Origin of the sequence: Streptomyces viridosporus, assembly GCF_002078235.1 — a bacterium.
Classification (GTDB): Bacteria; Actinomycetota; Actinomycetes; order Streptomycetales; family Streptomycetaceae; genus Streptomyces; species Streptomyces viridosporus.
The window spans coordinates 1-15,869 of sequence record NZ_MSGP01000080.1 but is presented as its reverse complement, the minus strand read 5'-3'; the positions used below and the strand labels follow the sequence as shown (position 1 = coordinate 15,869).

Below are 15,869 nucleotides of genomic sequence, written 5' to 3'. Positions count from 1 at the left end.
GCGCCACACCGGTGTTGGGCCTCGCCGAGCGGCTCGGCGAGGCCCAACACCGGTGTGGCGCACAACGCGCGCGTGTGGAACTACTGGATCGGCGGCAAGGACAACTACGAGGTCGACCAGCGGGTCGGCGACCACGTCGCCTCGATCATCCCGGTCATCCGGGACATCGCCCGGGCGGACCGGGAGTTCCTGGGCCGGGCGGTGACGTACCTGGCCGGCGAGCGCGGTGTGCGGCAGTTCCTCGACATCGGCACCGGGCTGCCGACCGCCGACAACACCCACCAGATCGCCCAGCGGATCGCGCCCGACGCGCGGATCGTGTACGTCGACAACGACCCGATCGTGCTGGCGCACGCCCGCACCCTGCTGACCGGCACCCGCGACGGCGCCACCGACTACATCGACGCCGACGTGCACGACCCGGACGCCATCCTCGAGCGGGCCGCCGGGACGCTGGACCTCACCCGGCCCGTCGCGGTGATGATGCTGGGCATCCTCAACTTCGTCCTCGACACCGGCAAGGCCCGCTCCATCGTGCGCCGCGTCATGGCCGCGGTGCCCTCCGGGAGCTTCCTCGTCCTCACGCACCCCACCTTCGATCCCGAGGTCGGCGGCGAGGACCAGGTTCCCGCCATGAAGTTCTGGAACGAGAACGCCACTCCCCCGATCACGGCGCGCGGCGCCGCGGACATCGCCGCGTTCTTCGAGGGGCTGGAGCCGGTCGAACCCGGCCTGGTGTCGTGCTCGCAGTGGCACGCCACGTCCGGCTCCGCCGTCGTGGTGCCCCAGTACGGCGCGGTGGCCGTGAAACCCTGAGGGGATCCGCCGACCCGGCCGATTCCCTCGAGGAGGACGCATGACCACCCTGGCCGATCCCGTGCCCGGTGGACGTCCCGGTGAGGTCGAGGCGGCCACCGCGCTCAGCGGTGAGCTGGCCGGCCGGGGGGTGCACGGCGTCGTGCTGTCCTACGTCGACACGGCGGGCATCGGCCGGGTGAAGACGGTGCCGACGGCCCGCCTCCCGGAGGCGGTGGCCTGGGGTGTCGGCATGTCACCGGTGTTCGACACCTTCCTGGCGAACGACGCGATCGTCCGCACCGGCGTCCTCGGCTCCCCCGACGGCGACCTCCGCCTGTACCCGGACCTGGACCACCTGGTCGTGCTGGCCGGGCAGCCCGGCTGGGCGTGGGCGCCGGTCGACCGGGTCACCCAGGAGGGCGAGCCGCACCCCGGCTGCACACGCACCCTGCTGCGCCGCGTCGTCGCCGGGGCGGCCGAGGAGCACGGCCTGACGTTCCGGGCGGCCGTCGAGATCGAGTGGACGGCGGGCCGGGACGACGCCCCGGACGGCGCGTTCGTCCCGGCGGCCACCGGCCCGGCGTACGGGGCCGTCCGGCAGGTGGAGCTCGGCGACTGCGCCGCCGAGCTGCTGGCGGTGTGCGCGGCGCAGGGCGTGGACGTCGAGCAGGTCCACCCCGAGTACGCGCCGGGGCAGTTCGAGATCTCGGTGGGCGCCCTCGACCCGGTGGCGGCGGCCGACCGCAGTGTGCTGGTGCGGCAGACGATCCGCGCGGTGGCGCGGCGGCACGGACTGCGGGTGTCCTTCGCGCCGGCCGTCCTCGCCCGGGGCGTGGGCAACGGCGGCCACCTCCACCTCTCCGCCTGGCGCGACGGGGCCAACCTGCACTCCGGGGGCGAGGGCCGGTACGGCATGACGGCCGACGCCGAGTCGTTCGTCGCCGGCATTCTCGCCCGCCTGCCCGCCCTGACGGCGCTGACCGCCCCGTCCCCGGCCAGTTACCTGCGGCTCAGGCCCTCCCAGTGGGCCGGGGTCTTCACCGCCTGGGGCCGCGAGACCCGGGAGACCGCGCTGCGGGTGGTCACCGGTACGAGGGGGCGGCGCGACCGGGCGGCGAACCTGGAGGTGAAACCGGTCGACCTCGCCGCCAACCCGTACCTCGCGCTCGCCGGTGTGATCGCCGCCGGGGTCGACGGGCTGGCCGCGTCGGCCGCCCTGCCCGAGGAGACCACCGGGGACCCGGCGCGGTTCGGGGAGCGGGAGGCGGCGGCCGCGGGCGTGCGGCGGCTGCCGACCTCGCTGGAGCAGGCCGTCGGGGAGTTCCGCGCGGACGGGCTGCTGCGCGCGGTGCTGGGCCCGGTCCTGGCCGACGCGGTGATCGCCGTGCGGCAGGGGGAGGTCGCGGCCGTCGCCGGGCTGGACGACGAGCAGGTGGCGGCGGCGTACCGGTGGAAGTACTGACATGGGCGGGGACACGGAGGGGCCGGTCCGCGAGGCGCTGGACGCGCTGCCGCTCGTGGACCACCACTGCCACCGCGTCGTCACCGCCGATCTGGACCGCGCGGGGTTCGAGTCCCTGCTGACCGAGGGGGACGTGTGGCCCGGCGTCTCCCCCTTCGACAGCCCCGTCGGCGTGGCGGTGCGCCGCCACTGCGCTCCCCTGCTGGACCTGCCGCGGCACGCGCCGGCCGAGGACTACCTGGCCCGGCGGGCCGCGCTCGGCGGGCCGGAGGCGACCCGGCGTTTCCTGGCCGCCTCCGGCACCGGGGTGTTCTGCGTGGACACGGGCTACCCGCCCGGCCCGGCCGCCCTGCCGGTGGAGGACGCCGCGGTGTACGAGGTCGTACGGCTGGAGGGCGTCGCGGAGTCGGTGGCGGCCGCGGGCGTCGAGCCGGACGGCTACGCCGACGCGTTCCGCACGGCCGCGCTGGAGGCCGTGCGGCGGCCGGGGGTGGTGGCCGTGAAGTCGGTGGCGGCCTACCGCACCGGTTTCGACCTGGACCCGCACCGCCCCACCGCGGCCGAGGTCACCGGGGCCGCCGCCCGCTGGCTCGCGCACGGCGGCCGGCTGGCCGAGCCCGTGCTCGTCCGGCACCTGCTGTGGACCGCCGTGGACCTCGGGCTGCCGCTCCAGCTGCACACCGGGTTCGGCGACAGCGACCTCCGGCTGCACCGCGCGGACCCCGCGCTCCTGACGGACTGGCTGCACCTGACCGCCGGCACGGTCCCGGTCCTGCTGCTGCACTGCTGGCCCTACCAGCGCCGGGCCGCCTACCTCGCGGCCGTGTTCGAGCGGGTGCACCTCGACGTCGGGCTCACCCTGCACCACGTCGGACCCGCCCGCGCCGGCGCGGTGCTGGCCGAGGCACTGGAGATCACCCCGTTCCGCAAGCTGCTGTACAGCTCGGACGCCTGCGGCGTGGCCGAGTTCCACCACCTGGGCGCGCTGGCCTTCCGGCGGGGTCTGGCGGAGCTGTTGCAGGAACGGGTGGACGCCGATGAACTGGCCCTGCCGGACGCCCTGCGCTTCGCCGCCTGGGCGGGGCGGGACAACGCCCGCCGGGTCTACGGACTGCCCGGCGACGCTCCGGACGGCGACTGAACGGCGTGGGGCCGGTCACAGACGTCGCGGAGCGGATGCCCCCCACGAGCGGACCGCTGAAAGTATGATCAAGCAATGTCTGACATGACCGAGACCACGCCCGGTTGGCTGTCCTCCGACGAGCTGGAGATGGCACGCGCCCACATGCCGATCCTGTACGTCGAGGCCGTCCCCGTGCGCGTGGACGACAGCGGCGAAGTCACCAGCGTCGGCCTGCTGCTGCGCATAGGGCCCGACGGAACGGTCAGCCGGACCCTGGTCTCCGGCCGGGTGCTGCACCACGAACGCGTCCGCGACGCCCTGCTGCGTCATCTGGAGAAGGACCTCGGCCCGGTGGCGCTGCCCCGCGTCCCGGCGTCGCTCCAGCCGTTCACGGTCGCGGAGTACTTCCCCACCCAGGGCGTCACCCCCTTCCACGATCCCCGCCAGCACGCGGTGTCGCTGGCCTACATCGTGCCGGTGACGGGTGACTGCCGGCCCCGGCAGGACGCCCTCGACCTGGTGTGGTTCAGCCCCCAGGAGGCCGTGTCGCAGGCGGTGCAGAGCGAGATGCCGGGCGGGCACGGGGTGCTGCTGAAGCAGGCCCTGGCGCACGCGGGCTGCGCGGTCTGACCGCGGGGCCCCGCGCGGGGCCCCGGACCGCGGGGTCAGGGGCCGGCCGTGCCGTCCGGGCGGGTGAGGTTCACGCCGGTCGACGGGTCGAAGACATGGGCCTTGCCCAGGTCGACCCGGAGTTCCACGGGCGCGCCCTCGCGGGCGCGGGTGGCGGCGTCCAGCCGGGCCACGATCTGCGCGGCGGCGCCGGTGTCGCGCCGTCCGGAGTCCGTGGCGAGCTCCTCCAGTTCGGCGCTCGTCGCCGGCCCGCCCTCCGCGCCGAAGTAGACGTACGCGTCCGAGCCCAGCGACTCCAGCACGTCCACGGTGGCCGTGACGACGGGGCCGCCCGTCCCGCGCGCCAGGCTCGCGTCCTCGAAGGCCTCCGGCCGCAGCCCGAGGATGACCTCGCGGGGCGCGTCCCGCCGTTCCAGCGCCCCGCGCATGCGGTCGTCGAGCGGCAGGTCCCCCAGCGGGGTGCGCAGCAGGCCGCCGGACAGGGAGGCGTTGACGAAGTTCATCGCCGGGGAGCCGATGAAGCCCGCGACGAACAGGTTGCGCGGCATGTCGTAGAGCTCGGTGGGGGTGCCGACCTGCTGGATCACGCCCTGCCGCATCACCACGACCCGGTCGCCGAGGGTCATCGCCTCGACCTGGTCGTGGGTGACGTACACGGTGGTGGTGCCCAGGCTGCGTTGCAGCCGGGAGATCTGGGTGCGCATCTGCACCCGGAGCTTGGCGTCCAGGTTGGACAGCGGCTCGTCCATCAGGAACGCCTTGGGGTCGCGGACGATGGCCCGCCCCATGGCCACCCGCTGGCGCTGGCCGCCCGAGAGGTGGGCGGGCTTGCGGTCCAGGAAGCCGGTCAGGTCGAGCACCCGGGCGGCCTCCTCGACCTTACGGTCGACGGTGGCCTTGTCCACCTTCGCCAGCCGCAGCGGGAACCCCATGTTCTCCCGCACGCTCATGTGCGGGTACAGGGCGTAGCTCTGGAACACCATGGCGATGTCGCGCTCCTTGGGCGCGAGGTCGTTGACCACCCGGTCGTCGATGCGCAGGGTGCCCTCGGTGATGTCCTCGAGTCCGGCGATCATGTTCAGGGTGGTGGACTTGCCGCATCCGGACGGGCCGACCAGGATCACGAACTCGCCGTCGGCGATGGCGAGGTCCACGTCCTTCACGGCGACGGACCCGTCGGGAAAGCGCTTGGTGACTCCCTCGAGGACGATCTCGGCCATGGTGTGCCTCCTTGCCTTCGGGCCCGGGGGTGGTGCGGGACGGCTCGGTGCGGCCCGGTCATCCCTTGACCGCCCCGGAGGTGAGTCCGGCGACGATCCGCCGCTGGAAGAGCAGGACGAAGACGACGATCGGGACGGTGATCACCACGGCGGCGGCGGCGATCGAACCGGTGGGCTGCTGGAACTGCGAGCTGCCGGTGAAGAACGCGATGGCGGCGGGCACCGTCCGCGCGGACTCGGTGGACGTCAGCGAGATCGCGAACAGGAAGTCGTTCCAGCAGAAGATGAACACGAGGATGGCGGTGGTGAACACGCCCGGCGCGGCGAGCGGCACGATGACCATCCGGAAGGCCTGCGCGGGGGTGGCCCCGTCCACCTTGGCGGCCTTCTCCAGGTCCCAGGGGATCTCCCGGAAGAACGCCGACAGGGTGTAGATCGCCAGCGGCAGCGAGAAGGTCATGTACGGGATGATCAGCCCGAGCCAGGTGTCGAAGACGCCGATGCTCCGCTCGATGTCGAACAGCGGGGAGACCAGGGAGATCGGCGGGAACATGGCGATCAGCAGCGACATGCCGATGAGGACCTGTTTGCCGGGGAACCGCAGCCGGGCGACGGCGTAGGCGGCCATGGTGCCGAGGGCCACCGCGATCGTGGTGGCGATCAGGGCGATGCCGATCGAGTTGACCAGCGCCCGGGTGAACTCGGAGGTCTCGAAGATGCCCCGGTAGTTCTCCCAGGTCCACTTCCGGGGGATGTAGTCGCCGTCGGTGAGGGTGCCGGGGTCCTTGAACGACAGCGCGGCGATCCACCACACCGGGAACAGGGCGTACAGCACCACCACGACGTTCACGACCCCCCACCGGGTCGCGTGCGTCCTGCCCGCGGCGGACATCAGCGCCCCACCTCCGCGCCCGGCGCGGCGGCGCCGAACAGCTTGACGAAGGTGAAGGCGATGATCCCGACGCAGAGGAAGATCAGGACCGAGATCGCCGACCCGATGCCCAGGTTCAGCGCGGTGAACAGGTTGTTGTAGCCGAGGATGGACAGGGAGCCGGTGCCGTGGGCGCCCGACGTCAGGACGTAGATGTTGTCGAAGATCCGGAACGCGTCCAGCGTGCGGAAGAGCAGCGCCACCAGGATGGCCGGCTTCATCAGCGGCAGCACGACCTGGGTGAAGCGCTGCCAGGCCGTCGCCCCGTCCACCATGGCCGCCTTCAGGGTCTCCTCGGGGACCAGGGCGAGGCCGGCGAGCAGCAGCAGCGCCATGAACGGGGTGGTCTTCCACACCTCGGCGAGGACGATCAGCCACAGCGCGGGCCACTGCTCGGTGAGCGGGGCCTCTCCGCTGGGCAGCAGTTCGGCGAGGTAGCCGAGTTCGGGGGTCCAGGCGTACTGCCAGGAGAAGGCGGCGACGACGGTGACGATGCCGTAGGGGATGAGGACGGCGGTGCGGACCGTGCCGCGCCAGAAGAGCGTGCGGTGCATCACCAGGGCGAGTCCCATGCCGAGGACGAGTTCGATGGCGACGGACACGACGGTGAGGAACAGCGTGACCCAGAAGGCGTCCCACCAGTACGGGGAGGACAGCACCGCCCCGTAGTTGCTCAGGCCCACGAACTCCGCCCGCGCCGGGAAGCGCAGGTCGTAGCGCTGGAGGGAGAGGTAGACCGCGTAGCCGATGGGGTAGGCGGTCACGGCGACCATGACGAGGACGGCCGGTGCGCACAGCAGCCAGCCCAGGCGCCGCTCCTGCCGGGCGCCGGCGGAGAGGGCCGCCCGGCCCTTCGTCCTCCGTCCGGGCCCCGCTCCGCCGGGCGGCCGGGTGTCGGCCGGGCCCGCCGCCGTGCTCATCGCGGGCCGCCCGGGCAGGAGGCCGCCCGCGGGCCGGCGGGGTGCTGCGGGAGGTGGTGGTTCACGGGATCACACCTTCGGATCGCAGGGCGTCGCCGATCTGTTCCCCGATGGTGTCGACCGCCCTCTCCGGCTGGATCGCGGACGGCGGGGACAGTGTGTGGGCGATGACGATCGACACGTTCTGGTAGGCGGGGGTGAGCGGCCGCACGCTCGCCGACTCCAGAGCGGCCAGCACCTCCTGGGAGAAGGGGTACTCCTTCATGAACGCCGGCTCGTCGTACAGGGCGCGCAGGGTGGGCGGCAGTCCGCCCTCGAGCGCGGCGGTGAGCTGGTTCTCCCGGTCGCGCAGGCACAGGGCCGCCTCGAAGGCCAGGTCGGGGTGGCGGGAGTGGGCGCTGACGGCGAGGTCGATCCCGCCGATGGTGGGCCGGGCCGGGCGGTCGGCGTCGACGCGGGGGTAGGGCGCCCAGTGGAAGCTCTCGAACAGCCGCGGGTTGTTCGCCTTCATCGACGGATAGACGAACGGGTAGTTCAGCTCGAAGGCGGCCGTCCCCGACTCCATGGCGAGGCGGTTCTGGTCCTCCATCTGGTTGGGCAGGGAGGGGTCGGCGGCCGGGGAGTTCGCGAGTTCGCGCATGATCGAGGCGGCCCGCACGGCCGGCGGGCCGAGGGAGGGCCCGGTGGCGCTCGGGTTGAGGATGGAGCCGCCCGCGCTGTTGACCAGGGTGTTGAACCAGACGGTCAGGCCCTCGTACTGGGCGCCCTGGATCTCCACGTAGTGCGGTTCGCCCCGCCGGGCGAGGTCACGGGAGACGTCCAGCATCTCGGCCCAGGTCTTCGGCGGGGTGGGCACCAGGTCCTTCCGGTACCACAGCAGCTGGGTGTTGGTGTTGTACGGGACGGCGTAGAGCCTGCCCTTCCAGGTGGCGGTCTGCAGCGGGACGCGCAGGGTGCCCTCGGTGGCCCGCCGCTTCGCCTGGCCGGTCCACTCCCGGATCCAGCGGGCCTCGGCGAACTCGGCGGTCCAGGTGACGTCCAGGCCCAGGATGTCCATGGACGCGTCCTCGGCGGCGAGCCTGCGCACCAGTTGCTGGCGCTGGCCGTCCGCGCCCCGGGGGAGTTTCCGGTAGCTGATGCGGTAGCGGCCGCCGGACGCCTCGGTGCAGCGGTCGGCGGCCTTCTGCAGGGCACCGGAGTCGTCGGGGAAGTTGTACCAGTTGAGGGTGGGACGGCCGCCGCCCCCGTCCCCGCCGCATGCGGCGAGCGCGGAGGCCAGCAGGGTCAGTGCGACCAGTGCCCGCGTCCGTCGCGCCCCTTCGGGGCGTCTCCCCACGCGCTCCACACCTCGCTTCCGGGATGGCGGCACGGGTATCGGACCCCGCGACGGCACTTACCCGGCGAACGCTAAACAGCACATAGGGCGATATCAAGGACATCCATGGGCGAATCGCCCACGACGGACTCGTCCGGCGAACTCACGGCCGGTCCGCGGAAACGACGAAGAGGCCGCCTCGGGTTACCCCGACACGACCTCTGACCTGCTGTTTCACAAGTCGGGACGACAGGATTTGAACCTGCGACCCCTTGACCCCCAGTCAAGTGCGCTACCAAGCTGCGCCACGTCCCGTTCGCCCGCCTGACCTGGGGATTCCCCCGGCCGAACGCGCACGGAAACCATACCGCACTCGGGGCGGTGATCGCGCACTCCTTTACCGGGCCCCCTGCCGGACCCTCGACGGGGCGGATCACCGAGGGCTTGACCTGAAGTTTGATTGAGGTTGCACGATCGCCGCATGACGATCACCGAAGCGCACACGCGTACGTACGGGTACACGGATCTGCCTGCCCTGATGGCCCTGATGACCGGCGACGAGAAGCACGGTCCGGCCGCGACCTCCACGCTGGACGTGCTGTGGGTCCTCTACGACCGGGTGCTGCGGGTGAGCCCGGAGCGGAGGGAGGACCCGGAACGCGACCGGTTCCTGCTGTCGAAGGGGCACGGGCCGATGGCGTACTACGCCGTACTGGCCGCCAAGGGGTTCCTGCCCGTGGACTGGCTGCCGGGTTTCGGCTCCTACGACTCGCCCCTCGGCCACCACCCCGACCGCCTCCTGGTGCCGGGGGCCGAGATCGGCAGCGGGTCACTGGGGCACGGGCTGCCGATCGCCGTCGGCACGGCACTGGGACTGCGCGCGCAGGGGCTGGACGAGCCGCGGGTGTGGACGCTGATCGGGGACGCCGAGCTGGACGAGGGCAGCAACCACGAGGCGATCGCCTTCGCCGGGCCCGCCGGTCTGGCACGGCTGCACACCGTGGTCGTCGACAACTCCTCCGCCAGCCACGCCCGTCCCGGCGGGATCGCCGCCCGCTTCGAGGCGGCGGGCTGGTCCGTGCTCACGGTCGACGGCCGGGACCACGAGGCGCTGTACGCCGCGTTCACCGCACCGCACCCGGACCGGCCGCACGCGGTCGTCGCCCGGGTCGAGCCGAAGAACGCGTGATCCACTCACTCCCCCTCACTCCCCCTCATCTCCCTCGCTCCCCCTCCGTCCTCGTACGGACCTCCGGAAAGGAACGACTTCCGTGGACACCATGCGCGACCGTTTCGCCCCCGTCCTCACCCGGCTGCTCGACGAGGATCCGCGGGTCGCGGTCGTCCTCGCCGAGATCGGCGCGGACGGCTTCGCCGAGGCGCTGCGCCGCCACCCGGACCGGGTGGTCAATGTCGGTATCCGGGAGCAACTCCTGGTCGGGGCGGCCGCGGGAATGGCGCTGACCGGGCTGCGGCCCGTCGTGCACACCTTCGCGAGCTTCCTCGTCGAGCGGCCCTTCGAGCAGGTCAAACTGGACCTCGGGCACCAGGGCGCGGGCGCGGTGCTGGTGAGTGCCGCCGCCTCCTTCGACTGGCCGGCCGGCGGGTACACCCACATGGCGCCGGGTGACGTGGCCCTGCTGGACACCCTGGACGGCTGGACCGTGCACGTGCCGGGGCACCCGGACGAGGCCGAGACGCTGCTGCGGCGGGCGGTGGCGGCCGGCGACGACAAGGTGTACGTGCGGCTGTCCGTGCAGTCCAACGCGCAGGGGCTGCCCGTGGACGGCGAACACTTCCGCACCGTCCGCGAGGGACGCTCCGGTGTCGTGGTCGCCGTCGGGCCGCTGCTGGACGCGGTGCTGCACGCCACGGAGGGCCTCGACGTCACCGTCCTGTACGCCACCACCGTCCGCCCGTTCGACGCGGCCGCCCTGCGCCGCGCCGCCGGGGCGGCCGGGACGGACGTCGTCCTCGTCGAGCCGTATCTGGCGGGGACCTCGACGGCGGCGGCGAACGACGCGCTCGCCGACCTGCCGCACCGGGTGCTGGGGCTGGGCGTGGGCCGGGCCGAGCTGCGGCGGTACGGGCGCATCGAGGAGCACCTCACCGCACACGGCCTCGACGCGCGGTCGCTGCGGGAGCGCATCGGGGGGTTCCTGCGCACGGGCGGGGCGGTGCCGACCGGGGTGTGAGACGGACGGACGGCGGCCCGCACCGGCTCCCGGCCGACCCCCGCCGTGGTGGTCGGAGTCCCTCTCCGGCCCCGGCCGCCCCTCACGGCCCCGGGCGGTGCCACGGGGTCACCGGCCCGCCCCCGACCTCTCAGTCCGCGGACGGCAGGCCCAGGCGGGGGTGCGCCTCCAGCAGGCGCGGCGAGGCCGCCTGGCGCCAGGAGTCGGCGAGGATGTCGCGCAGTTCGGCCTCGTCCTCGAGGCCGGCGAGACGGGCCCGCACCCAGGCGAACTGCGCCTCGTGGTCGGCGATCCAGAACTTGTCCGGCTCGGCGAGGGCCAGCTCGTCGCGCTCCTCCTTCGGGCAGCGCACCGCGACGGAGGTCTCGTCCTCGGGCAGGGTGGCGAACATCTTCCCCCCGACCCGGAACGTGGGCATGCTCCAGGCGATCTTCTCCGTCGTGTCCGGCAGGGAGAGGGCTATCCGTCGTACGTCCTCGGCTTCGAGCATGGCAGAGACCGTAGCGGCCGCCACTGACAATCACTGGCGGACGGGGACGCCGCGCCCGTACCCAGGTGCGCGTAGCGGATCGTCGTCGGCCGCAGCACCCCGCCCGGATCCGCCGCGTGGTCGGGGAGCGCGCCGACGGGGGTCCAGCCGCCGCCCTCCCGGGCCCCGCCGCCCGCTCGGGCCGGTCCGGGCGGGCGGCCCTACGCCTCCGCCGCCGCGCGGAGCGCGTCCAGCACCGGGCGGATCAGCGGGTGCTCCTCGGCGCCCCGGCGGACGGCGGCGAAGACCCGGCGGGTCGGCGCCACACCGTCCACCGGGCGGACGACGACGCCCGCGAGGTCCATGCCGCGCAGCGCCGAGCGGGGCACGAGCGCGACGCCCGCGTCCGCCGAGGCGAGGGCGACCACCGCGCGGAAGTCGTCCGAGGAGTGCTCCATACCGGGCTGGAAACCGGCGTTCTCGCAGGCCAGGACGACCACGTCATGGCAGGGGTTGCCGGGGTACGGGCCGATCCACGGGTCCTTGGCCAGCTCGGCGAGCGGCACCTCGGCGCGGTCGGCCAGCCGGTGGTGGACGGGGACGACCGCGTCGAACGGTTCGGCGTACAGCGGTACGTGGGTGAGCCGCGGGTCGTCGGCGGGCGGCGCCCCGCGGTACTCGACCGCCACGGCGGCGTCGACCTGCCGGTCCAGCACCATCGGCAGGCTGGCGTCGCCCTCGGCGTCCCGGACCCGGATGCGGATGCCGGGCGCGGACACGGCGAGCCGGGCCACCGCGGGTGCGACGACCTCGGCGATACCGGTCGCGAAGGCGGCGACCGTGACGGTGCCGGCCTCGCCCGAGCGGTACGCGGCGAGTTCCGCCTCGGCCCGCTCCAGCTGGGCGAGGACCACGTTGGTGTGGTTGAGCAGGATCTCACCGGCCGGGGTCAGCCGGACCCCCTTGGCGCCGCGCTCCACCAGGCGGTGGCCGGTCTCCTGCTCCAGCGCGGCGAGCTGCTGGGAGACGGCCGAGGGGGTCAGGTACAGCGCGGCGGCGGCCGCCGTGACCGTGCGGTGGTCGGCCACCGCACGGAGGATGTGGAGCCGCCGCGCCTCGATCATGGGAGCGATTCTCTCAAATGCCGCGCCGTGCTCCGCTCAGGCGTCGGGGTGCCCCGCTCAGGCGTCGAGCTCCGCCCGGGCCGCCACGAAGGCGTCCACCGCGCGGTTCACGTCCTCGGTGGAGTGCGCGGCGGACAGCTGGACGCGGATGCGGGCCTGCCCCTGCGGCACCACGGGGTAGGAGAAGCCGATCACGTACACCCCGCGCTCCAGCAGCAGCTCCGCCATGCGGCCGGCACGGGCCGCGTCGCCGATCATCACGGGCGCGATGGCGTGGTCGCCGGGGAGGACGTCGAAGCCCTCCTCGGTCATCCGGCGGCGGAACAGGGCGGTGTTCCCGGCGAGCCGGACCCGCAGGTCGTCGGCCGACTCCAGCAGGTCGAGGACCTTCAGGGAGGCCGCGGCGATCACCGGGGCCAGCGTGTTGGAGAACAGGTACGGGCGGGAGCGCTGGCGCAGCAGGGCGACGATCTCCGCGCGGGCGGCGACATAGCCGCCGGAGGCTCCGCCGAGCGCCTTGCCGAGCGTGCCGGTGATGATGTCCACCCGGTCCATCACGCCGTACAGTTCGGGCGTGCCGCGGCCACCGGGGCCGACGAAGCCGACGGCGTGCGAGTCGTCGACCATGACCATGGCGCCGTGGCGGTCGGCGAGGTCGCAGATCTCGTCCAGCGGGGCGACGTAGCCGTCCATGGAGAAGACGCCGTCGGTGACGATCAGCGTGCGCCGCGCGCCGCCCTCGGCGGCCTCCTTCAACTGCCGCTCCAGGTCCGCCATGTCGCGGTTGGCGTAGCGGAAGCGCCGGGCCTTGGACAGCCGGATGCCGTCGATGATCGACGCGTGGTTCAGCGCGTCGGAGATCACCGCGTCCTCCGGTCCGAGCAGCGTCTCGAACACACCGCCGTTGGCGTCGAAGCAGGAGGAGTACAGGATCGTGTCCTCCTGGCCGAGGAACGCCGACAGCCGCGCCTCCAGCTCCTTGTGCACCTCCTGGGTGCCGCAGATGAAGCGGACGGACGCCATGCCGTAGCCCCAGCGGTCCAGGGCCTCGTGGGCGGCGGCGATCACCTCGGGGTGGTCGGCGAGGCCGAGGTAGTTGTTGGCGCAGAAGTTGAGGACCTCGCCGGGACGGCCGCCCGCGGTGACGTTCACGGTGGCGGACTGCGGGGTGTCGATCACGCGCTCGGGCTTGTGCAGACCGGCGGCGCGGATCTCGTCGAGGGTGGCGCGCAGGTCGTCGCGCACGGAGTCGAACATGAGGGCTCCCTGAAGGTGCTTGCGGATGAGGTGGGGTCAGACGGTCCAGTCGAGGATGACCTTGCCGCCCCTGCCGCCGGCCGCGTCGTCGAAGGCGGCCTCGAAGTCGCGGTAGCCGTAGCGGCCGGTGATCACCGGGGCGAGGTCCAGGCCGCCCTCCAGCAGGACCGACATGGCGTACCAGGTCTCGAACATCTCCCGGCCGTAGATGCCCTTGAGGGTGATCATCGAGGTGACGATCCGGGCCCAGTCGACCGGGAACTCCTCGGCGGGCAGGCCGAGCATCGCGATCCGGCCGCCGTGCGTCATGTTGGCGATCATGTCCCGCAGGGCCTCGGGGCGGCCGGACATCTCCAGGCCGACGTCGAAGCCCTCGCGCAGGCCGAGGGCGTGCTGGCCGTCGGCGATGCTCGCCTCGGCGACGTTCAGCGCCAGGCTCGCGCCGATCTTGCGGGCGAGTTCCAGGCGCTCCTCGCTGACGTCGGTGATCACGACGTTGCGCGCACCGGCGTGCCGGGCCACCGCGGCGGCCATCAGGCCGATCGGGCCGGCCCCCGTGATCAGGACGTCCTCGCCGACGAGCGGGAAGGACAGGGCGGTGTGCACGGCGTTGCCGAACGGGTCGAAGATCGCGGCGATGTCGAGGTCGACGGGGACGCGGTGCACCCAGACGTTGCCGGCGGGGAGCACGACGTACTCGGCGAAGGCGCCGTCGCGTCCGACGCCGAGCCCGACGGTGGACCGGCACAGGTGCCGGCGTCCGGCCAGGCAGTTGCGGCACTTGCCGCACACCAGGTGCCCCTCGCCGCTGACCCGGTCACCGGCCCTGACGTCGGTGACGTCCCGGCCGGTCTCGACGACCTCGCCGACGAACTCGTGTCCGAGGACCAGCGGGGTGGTGATCGCCTGCCGGGCCCAGCCGTCCCAGGCCCGGATGTGCAGGTCGGTGCCGCAGATACCGGTGCGCAGCACCTTGATCAGCACGTCGCCGGGTCCGACGGCGGGCTCCGGGACGTCCACGAGCCACAGCCCGGGCTCCGCCTTCTCCTTGACCAGCGCCTTCAACGCTACGGCTCCTGAGGGTGAGTCCCGGCGCCGGGGCACGCCGAGGGAGCCCCGGGCCGGGGAAGGAAGTGGAATCGCACTGCAATCTGCCGTAGACCACCCTCACCGGTCCATCGAGGTTTTCTTAAGCGCGGCCACAGCTTTCCTTCACGCCGTCACCCGTCCTCCCTCGCCGCCGTCACCCGTCCGGCCGAGGGCCCGGGGCGGCCCGGGCTCACCGCGGCAGCCCGTCGTCCTCCCGGCGCTCCAGCCGTACGACGAGTCGCGCGGCCTGCTCCTTGATGGCCGCGAGCCCCGGCTGCCCCCAGGCCCTCGGCCGGACGTCGGTGACCGAGACGGTGCCCAGCACCGTCCCGGTGCCGTCGATGAGCGGCGCGCCCAGGTAGGAGCGGATGCCGAACTCGTCCACGACCGGATTGCCCGCGAACCGCGGGTAGTCGCCCACGTCCTCCAGGACCAGCGCCTTGCGCCGGGCCACCACATGGGGGCAGAAGCCGTGGTCGCGGGGCAGCACTCGGCCCAGCAGGGCGCCGGTGCCGTCGCCGCGTGCGAACGGCGCCGTCGCCGGTGTGTGCAGACCCGCGAAGAACTGCCCGTTCTCGCCGAGGAAGTTGACCATGGCGTACGGCGCCCCCGTGAGCTCGGCGAGGCCGTACGCGAAGGCGTCCAGCGCGGGCTCGGGATGGTCCCCCAGCCCCAGCCGGCGCAGCCTGCGGGTGCGTGCCGGGGCCTCCTTGTCCTCGGGGGTGAGCAGCAGACGACCGGCCGGGCGCGGCGGGTCGTAGCTCATGGGCGGGCTCCCGGGGTGCGGGCGAGGGTCATGTACGGGCTCCGTGGGGTGTGCGGGGGTCACCTGGGGGCGCCGTACCCCGCCGCGGGGGCCGGGGCGTGGGCGATGAGGTGCCGGACGAGGGTCAGCAGGGTCTGGACGCCGGAGCTGGAGATCCGGGCGTCGCAGCACACCACGGGGACCTCCTCGGGGAGGTCGAGGGCGGCGCGCACCTCCGCGGGGTCGTAGTGGAAGGCGCCGTCGAACTCGTTGACGGCGATGATGAAGCCGAGGCCGCGCTGCTCGAAGAAGTCCACCGCGGCGAAGCACTCCTCCAGGCGCCGGGTGTCGGCGAGGACGACCGCGCCGAGCGCGCCCTCGCAGAGCTCGTCCCACATGAACCAGAACCGCTCCTGGCCGGGGGTGCCGAACAGGTAGAGCACGTGCTGCGCGTCGAGGGTGATGCGGCCGAAGTCCATGGCCACGGTCGTCTCGACCTTGTTCTCGATCCCGTCGAGGTTGTCGGTGCCGGCGCCGGCCGTGGTGAGGAGTTCCTCGGTGCTGAGCGGCGCGATCTCGCTGACCGCGCCG

The 15,869-nt window shown here is 73.2% G+C and carries 16 protein-coding genes and 1 tRNA gene; 6 read left to right on the top strand and 11 right to left on the bottom strand.

Translation table 11 applies throughout. From position 1 onward, the window contains the following. From B7L92_RS05780 to B7L92_RS05765, 4 genes are all read left to right on the top strand, one after another. A partial coding sequence (locus tag B7L92_RS05780) for an SAM-dependent methyltransferase (RefSeq protein WP_255310771.1) occupies window positions 1-816 on the top strand: 816 nt, incomplete at its 5' end. Between the two features lie 40 nt (window positions 817-856). After that, window positions 857-2,260 (top strand): glutamine synthetase family protein, encoded by a 1,404-nt coding sequence (locus B7L92_RS05775; protein ID WP_081236396.1) that lies wholly within the window; start codon window positions 857-859, stop codon window positions 2,258-2,260. Between the two features lies 1 nt (window position 2,261). After that, window positions 2,262-3,401 carry an amidohydrolase family protein gene (locus B7L92_RS05770; protein ID WP_081236395.1) on the top strand — a complete coding sequence of 380 codons (1,140 nt, stop codon included), beginning with the start codon at window positions 2,262-2,264 and terminating at the stop codon, window positions 3,399-3,401. A gap of 84 nt (window positions 3,402-3,485) precedes the next feature. Next, complete coding sequence (locus B7L92_RS05765; protein WP_081236394.1) at window positions 3,486-4,013, top strand: NUDIX hydrolase family protein; 528 nt, start codon at window positions 3,486-3,488, stop codon at window positions 4,011-4,013. Window positions 4,014-4,048: 35 nt separating this feature from the next. Here B7L92_RS05765 and B7L92_RS05760 read toward each other — a convergent pair whose 3' ends face one another. From B7L92_RS05760 to B7L92_RS05740, 5 genes are all read right to left on the bottom strand, one after another. Beyond that, on the bottom strand, window positions 4,049-5,233 hold the full coding sequence (locus B7L92_RS05760) for an ABC transporter ATP-binding protein (RefSeq protein ID WP_081236393.1): 1,185 nt from the start codon (window positions 5,231-5,233) through the stop codon (window positions 4,049-4,051). A 58-nt stretch (window positions 5,234-5,291) separates the two neighbouring features. Then, complete coding sequence (locus B7L92_RS05755) at window positions 5,292-6,125, bottom strand: carbohydrate ABC transporter permease (RefSeq protein ID WP_081236392.1); 834 nt, start codon at window positions 6,123-6,125, stop codon at window positions 5,292-5,294. Then, window positions 6,125-7,084 carry a carbohydrate ABC transporter permease gene (locus B7L92_RS05750; protein WP_081236391.1) on the bottom strand — a complete coding sequence of 320 codons (960 nt, stop codon included), beginning with the start codon at window positions 7,082-7,084 and terminating at the stop codon, window positions 6,125-6,127. The genes B7L92_RS05755 and B7L92_RS05750 overlap by 1 nt, the downstream gene beginning before the upstream one ends. A gap of 61 nt (window positions 7,085-7,145) precedes the next feature. Beyond that, window positions 7,146-8,420: an ABC transporter substrate-binding protein gene (locus tag B7L92_RS05745; protein WP_255310770.1), complete on the bottom strand. Its 1,275-nt coding sequence runs from the start codon at window positions 8,418-8,420 to the stop codon at window positions 7,146-7,148. A gap of 220 nt (window positions 8,421-8,640) precedes the next feature. Then, window positions 8,641-8,714: transfer RNA gene (locus B7L92_RS05740), tRNA-Pro, on the bottom strand. A 166-nt stretch (window positions 8,715-8,880) separates the two neighbouring features. Between B7L92_RS05740 and B7L92_RS05735 the strand changes: the two genes are divergently transcribed. Continuing rightward, window positions 8,881-9,588: a thiamine pyrophosphate-binding protein gene (locus B7L92_RS05735; RefSeq protein ID WP_081236390.1), complete on the top strand. Its 708-nt coding sequence runs from the start codon at window positions 8,881-8,883 to the stop codon at window positions 9,586-9,588. 82 nt (window positions 9,589-9,670) lie between these two features. Next, complete coding sequence (locus tag B7L92_RS05730) at window positions 9,671-10,594, top strand: transketolase family protein (RefSeq protein ID WP_081236389.1); 924 nt, start codon at window positions 9,671-9,673, stop codon at window positions 10,592-10,594. 130 nt (window positions 10,595-10,724) lie between these two features. On the opposite strand, the gene B7L92_RS05725 is transcribed toward B7L92_RS05730, so the two are convergent. From B7L92_RS05725 to B7L92_RS05695, 6 genes are all read right to left on the bottom strand, one after another. Further along, window positions 10,725-11,084 carry an MmcQ/YjbR family DNA-binding protein gene (locus B7L92_RS05725; protein ID WP_081236388.1) on the bottom strand — a complete coding sequence of 120 codons (360 nt, stop codon included), beginning with the start codon at window positions 11,082-11,084 and terminating at the stop codon, window positions 10,725-10,727. A gap of 200 nt (window positions 11,085-11,284) precedes the next feature. Then, window positions 11,285-12,187 (bottom strand): LysR family transcriptional regulator, encoded by a 903-nt coding sequence (locus tag B7L92_RS05715; RefSeq protein ID WP_081236387.1) that lies wholly within the window; start codon window positions 12,185-12,187, stop codon window positions 11,285-11,287. Window positions 12,188-12,244: 57 nt separating this feature from the next. Next, window positions 12,245-13,444 carry a glycine C-acetyltransferase gene (locus B7L92_RS05710; protein WP_081236386.1) on the bottom strand — a complete coding sequence of 400 codons (1,200 nt, stop codon included), beginning with the start codon at window positions 13,442-13,444 and terminating at the stop codon, window positions 12,245-12,247. A 36-nt stretch (window positions 13,445-13,480) separates the two neighbouring features. Further along, complete coding sequence (gene tdh, locus B7L92_RS05705) at window positions 13,481-14,509, bottom strand: L-threonine 3-dehydrogenase (RefSeq protein ID WP_081236385.1); 1,029 nt, start codon at window positions 14,507-14,509, stop codon at window positions 13,481-13,483. A gap of 214 nt (window positions 14,510-14,723) precedes the next feature. Continuing rightward, window positions 14,724-15,299, bottom strand: coding sequence for a GAF domain-containing protein (locus B7L92_RS05700; protein WP_081236384.1), 576 nt, complete (start codon window positions 15,297-15,299; stop codon window positions 14,724-14,726). 59 nt (window positions 15,300-15,358) lie between these two features. Continuing rightward, on the bottom strand, window positions 15,359-15,869 hold a 511-nt coding region (locus tag B7L92_RS05695), incomplete at its 5' end, for a GTP-binding protein (RefSeq protein ID WP_107501382.1).

What these genes read in the sequence shown, in the direction of transcription:
- B7L92_RS05775 (WP_081236396.1), top strand. Translation starts at nt 857, where the DNA reads ATGACCACCCTGGCCGATCCCGTGCCCGGTGGACGTCCCGGTGAGGTC.
- B7L92_RS05770 (WP_081236395.1), top strand. Translation starts at nt 2,262, where the DNA reads ATGGGCGGGGACACGGAGGGGCCGGTCCGCGAGGCGCTGGACGCGCTG.
- B7L92_RS05765 (WP_081236394.1), top strand. Translation starts at nt 3,486, where the DNA reads ATGACCGAGACCACGCCCGGTTGGCTGTCCTCCGACGAGCTGGAGATG.
- B7L92_RS05760 (WP_081236393.1), bottom strand. Translation starts at nt 5,233, where the DNA reads ATGGCCGAGATCGTCCTCGAGGGAGTCACCAAGCGCTTTCCCGACGGG.
- B7L92_RS05755 (WP_081236392.1), bottom strand. Translation starts at nt 6,125, where the DNA reads ATGTCCGCCGCGGGCAGGACGCACGCGACCCGGTGGGGGGTCGTGAAC.
- B7L92_RS05750 (WP_081236391.1), bottom strand. Translation starts at nt 7,084, where the DNA reads ATGAGCACGGCGGCGGGCCCGGCCGACACCCGGCCGCCCGGCGGAGCG.
- B7L92_RS05735 (WP_081236390.1), top strand. Translation starts at nt 8,881, where the DNA reads ATGACGATCACCGAAGCGCACACGCGTACGTACGGGTACACGGATCTG.
- B7L92_RS05725 (WP_081236388.1), bottom strand. Translation starts at nt 11,084, where the DNA reads ATGCTCGAAGCCGAGGACGTACGACGGATAGCCCTCTCCCTGCCGGAC.
- B7L92_RS05715 (WP_081236387.1), bottom strand. Translation starts at nt 12,187, where the DNA reads ATGATCGAGGCGCGGCGGCTCCACATCCTCCGTGCGGTGGCCGACCAC.
- B7L92_RS05710 (WP_081236386.1), bottom strand. Translation starts at nt 13,444, where the DNA reads ATGTTCGACTCCGTGCGCGACGACCTGCGCGCCACCCTCGACGAGATC.
- B7L92_RS05700 (WP_081236384.1), bottom strand. Translation starts at nt 15,299, where the DNA reads ATGAGCTACGACCCGCCGCGCCCGGCCGGTCGTCTGCTGCTCACCCCC.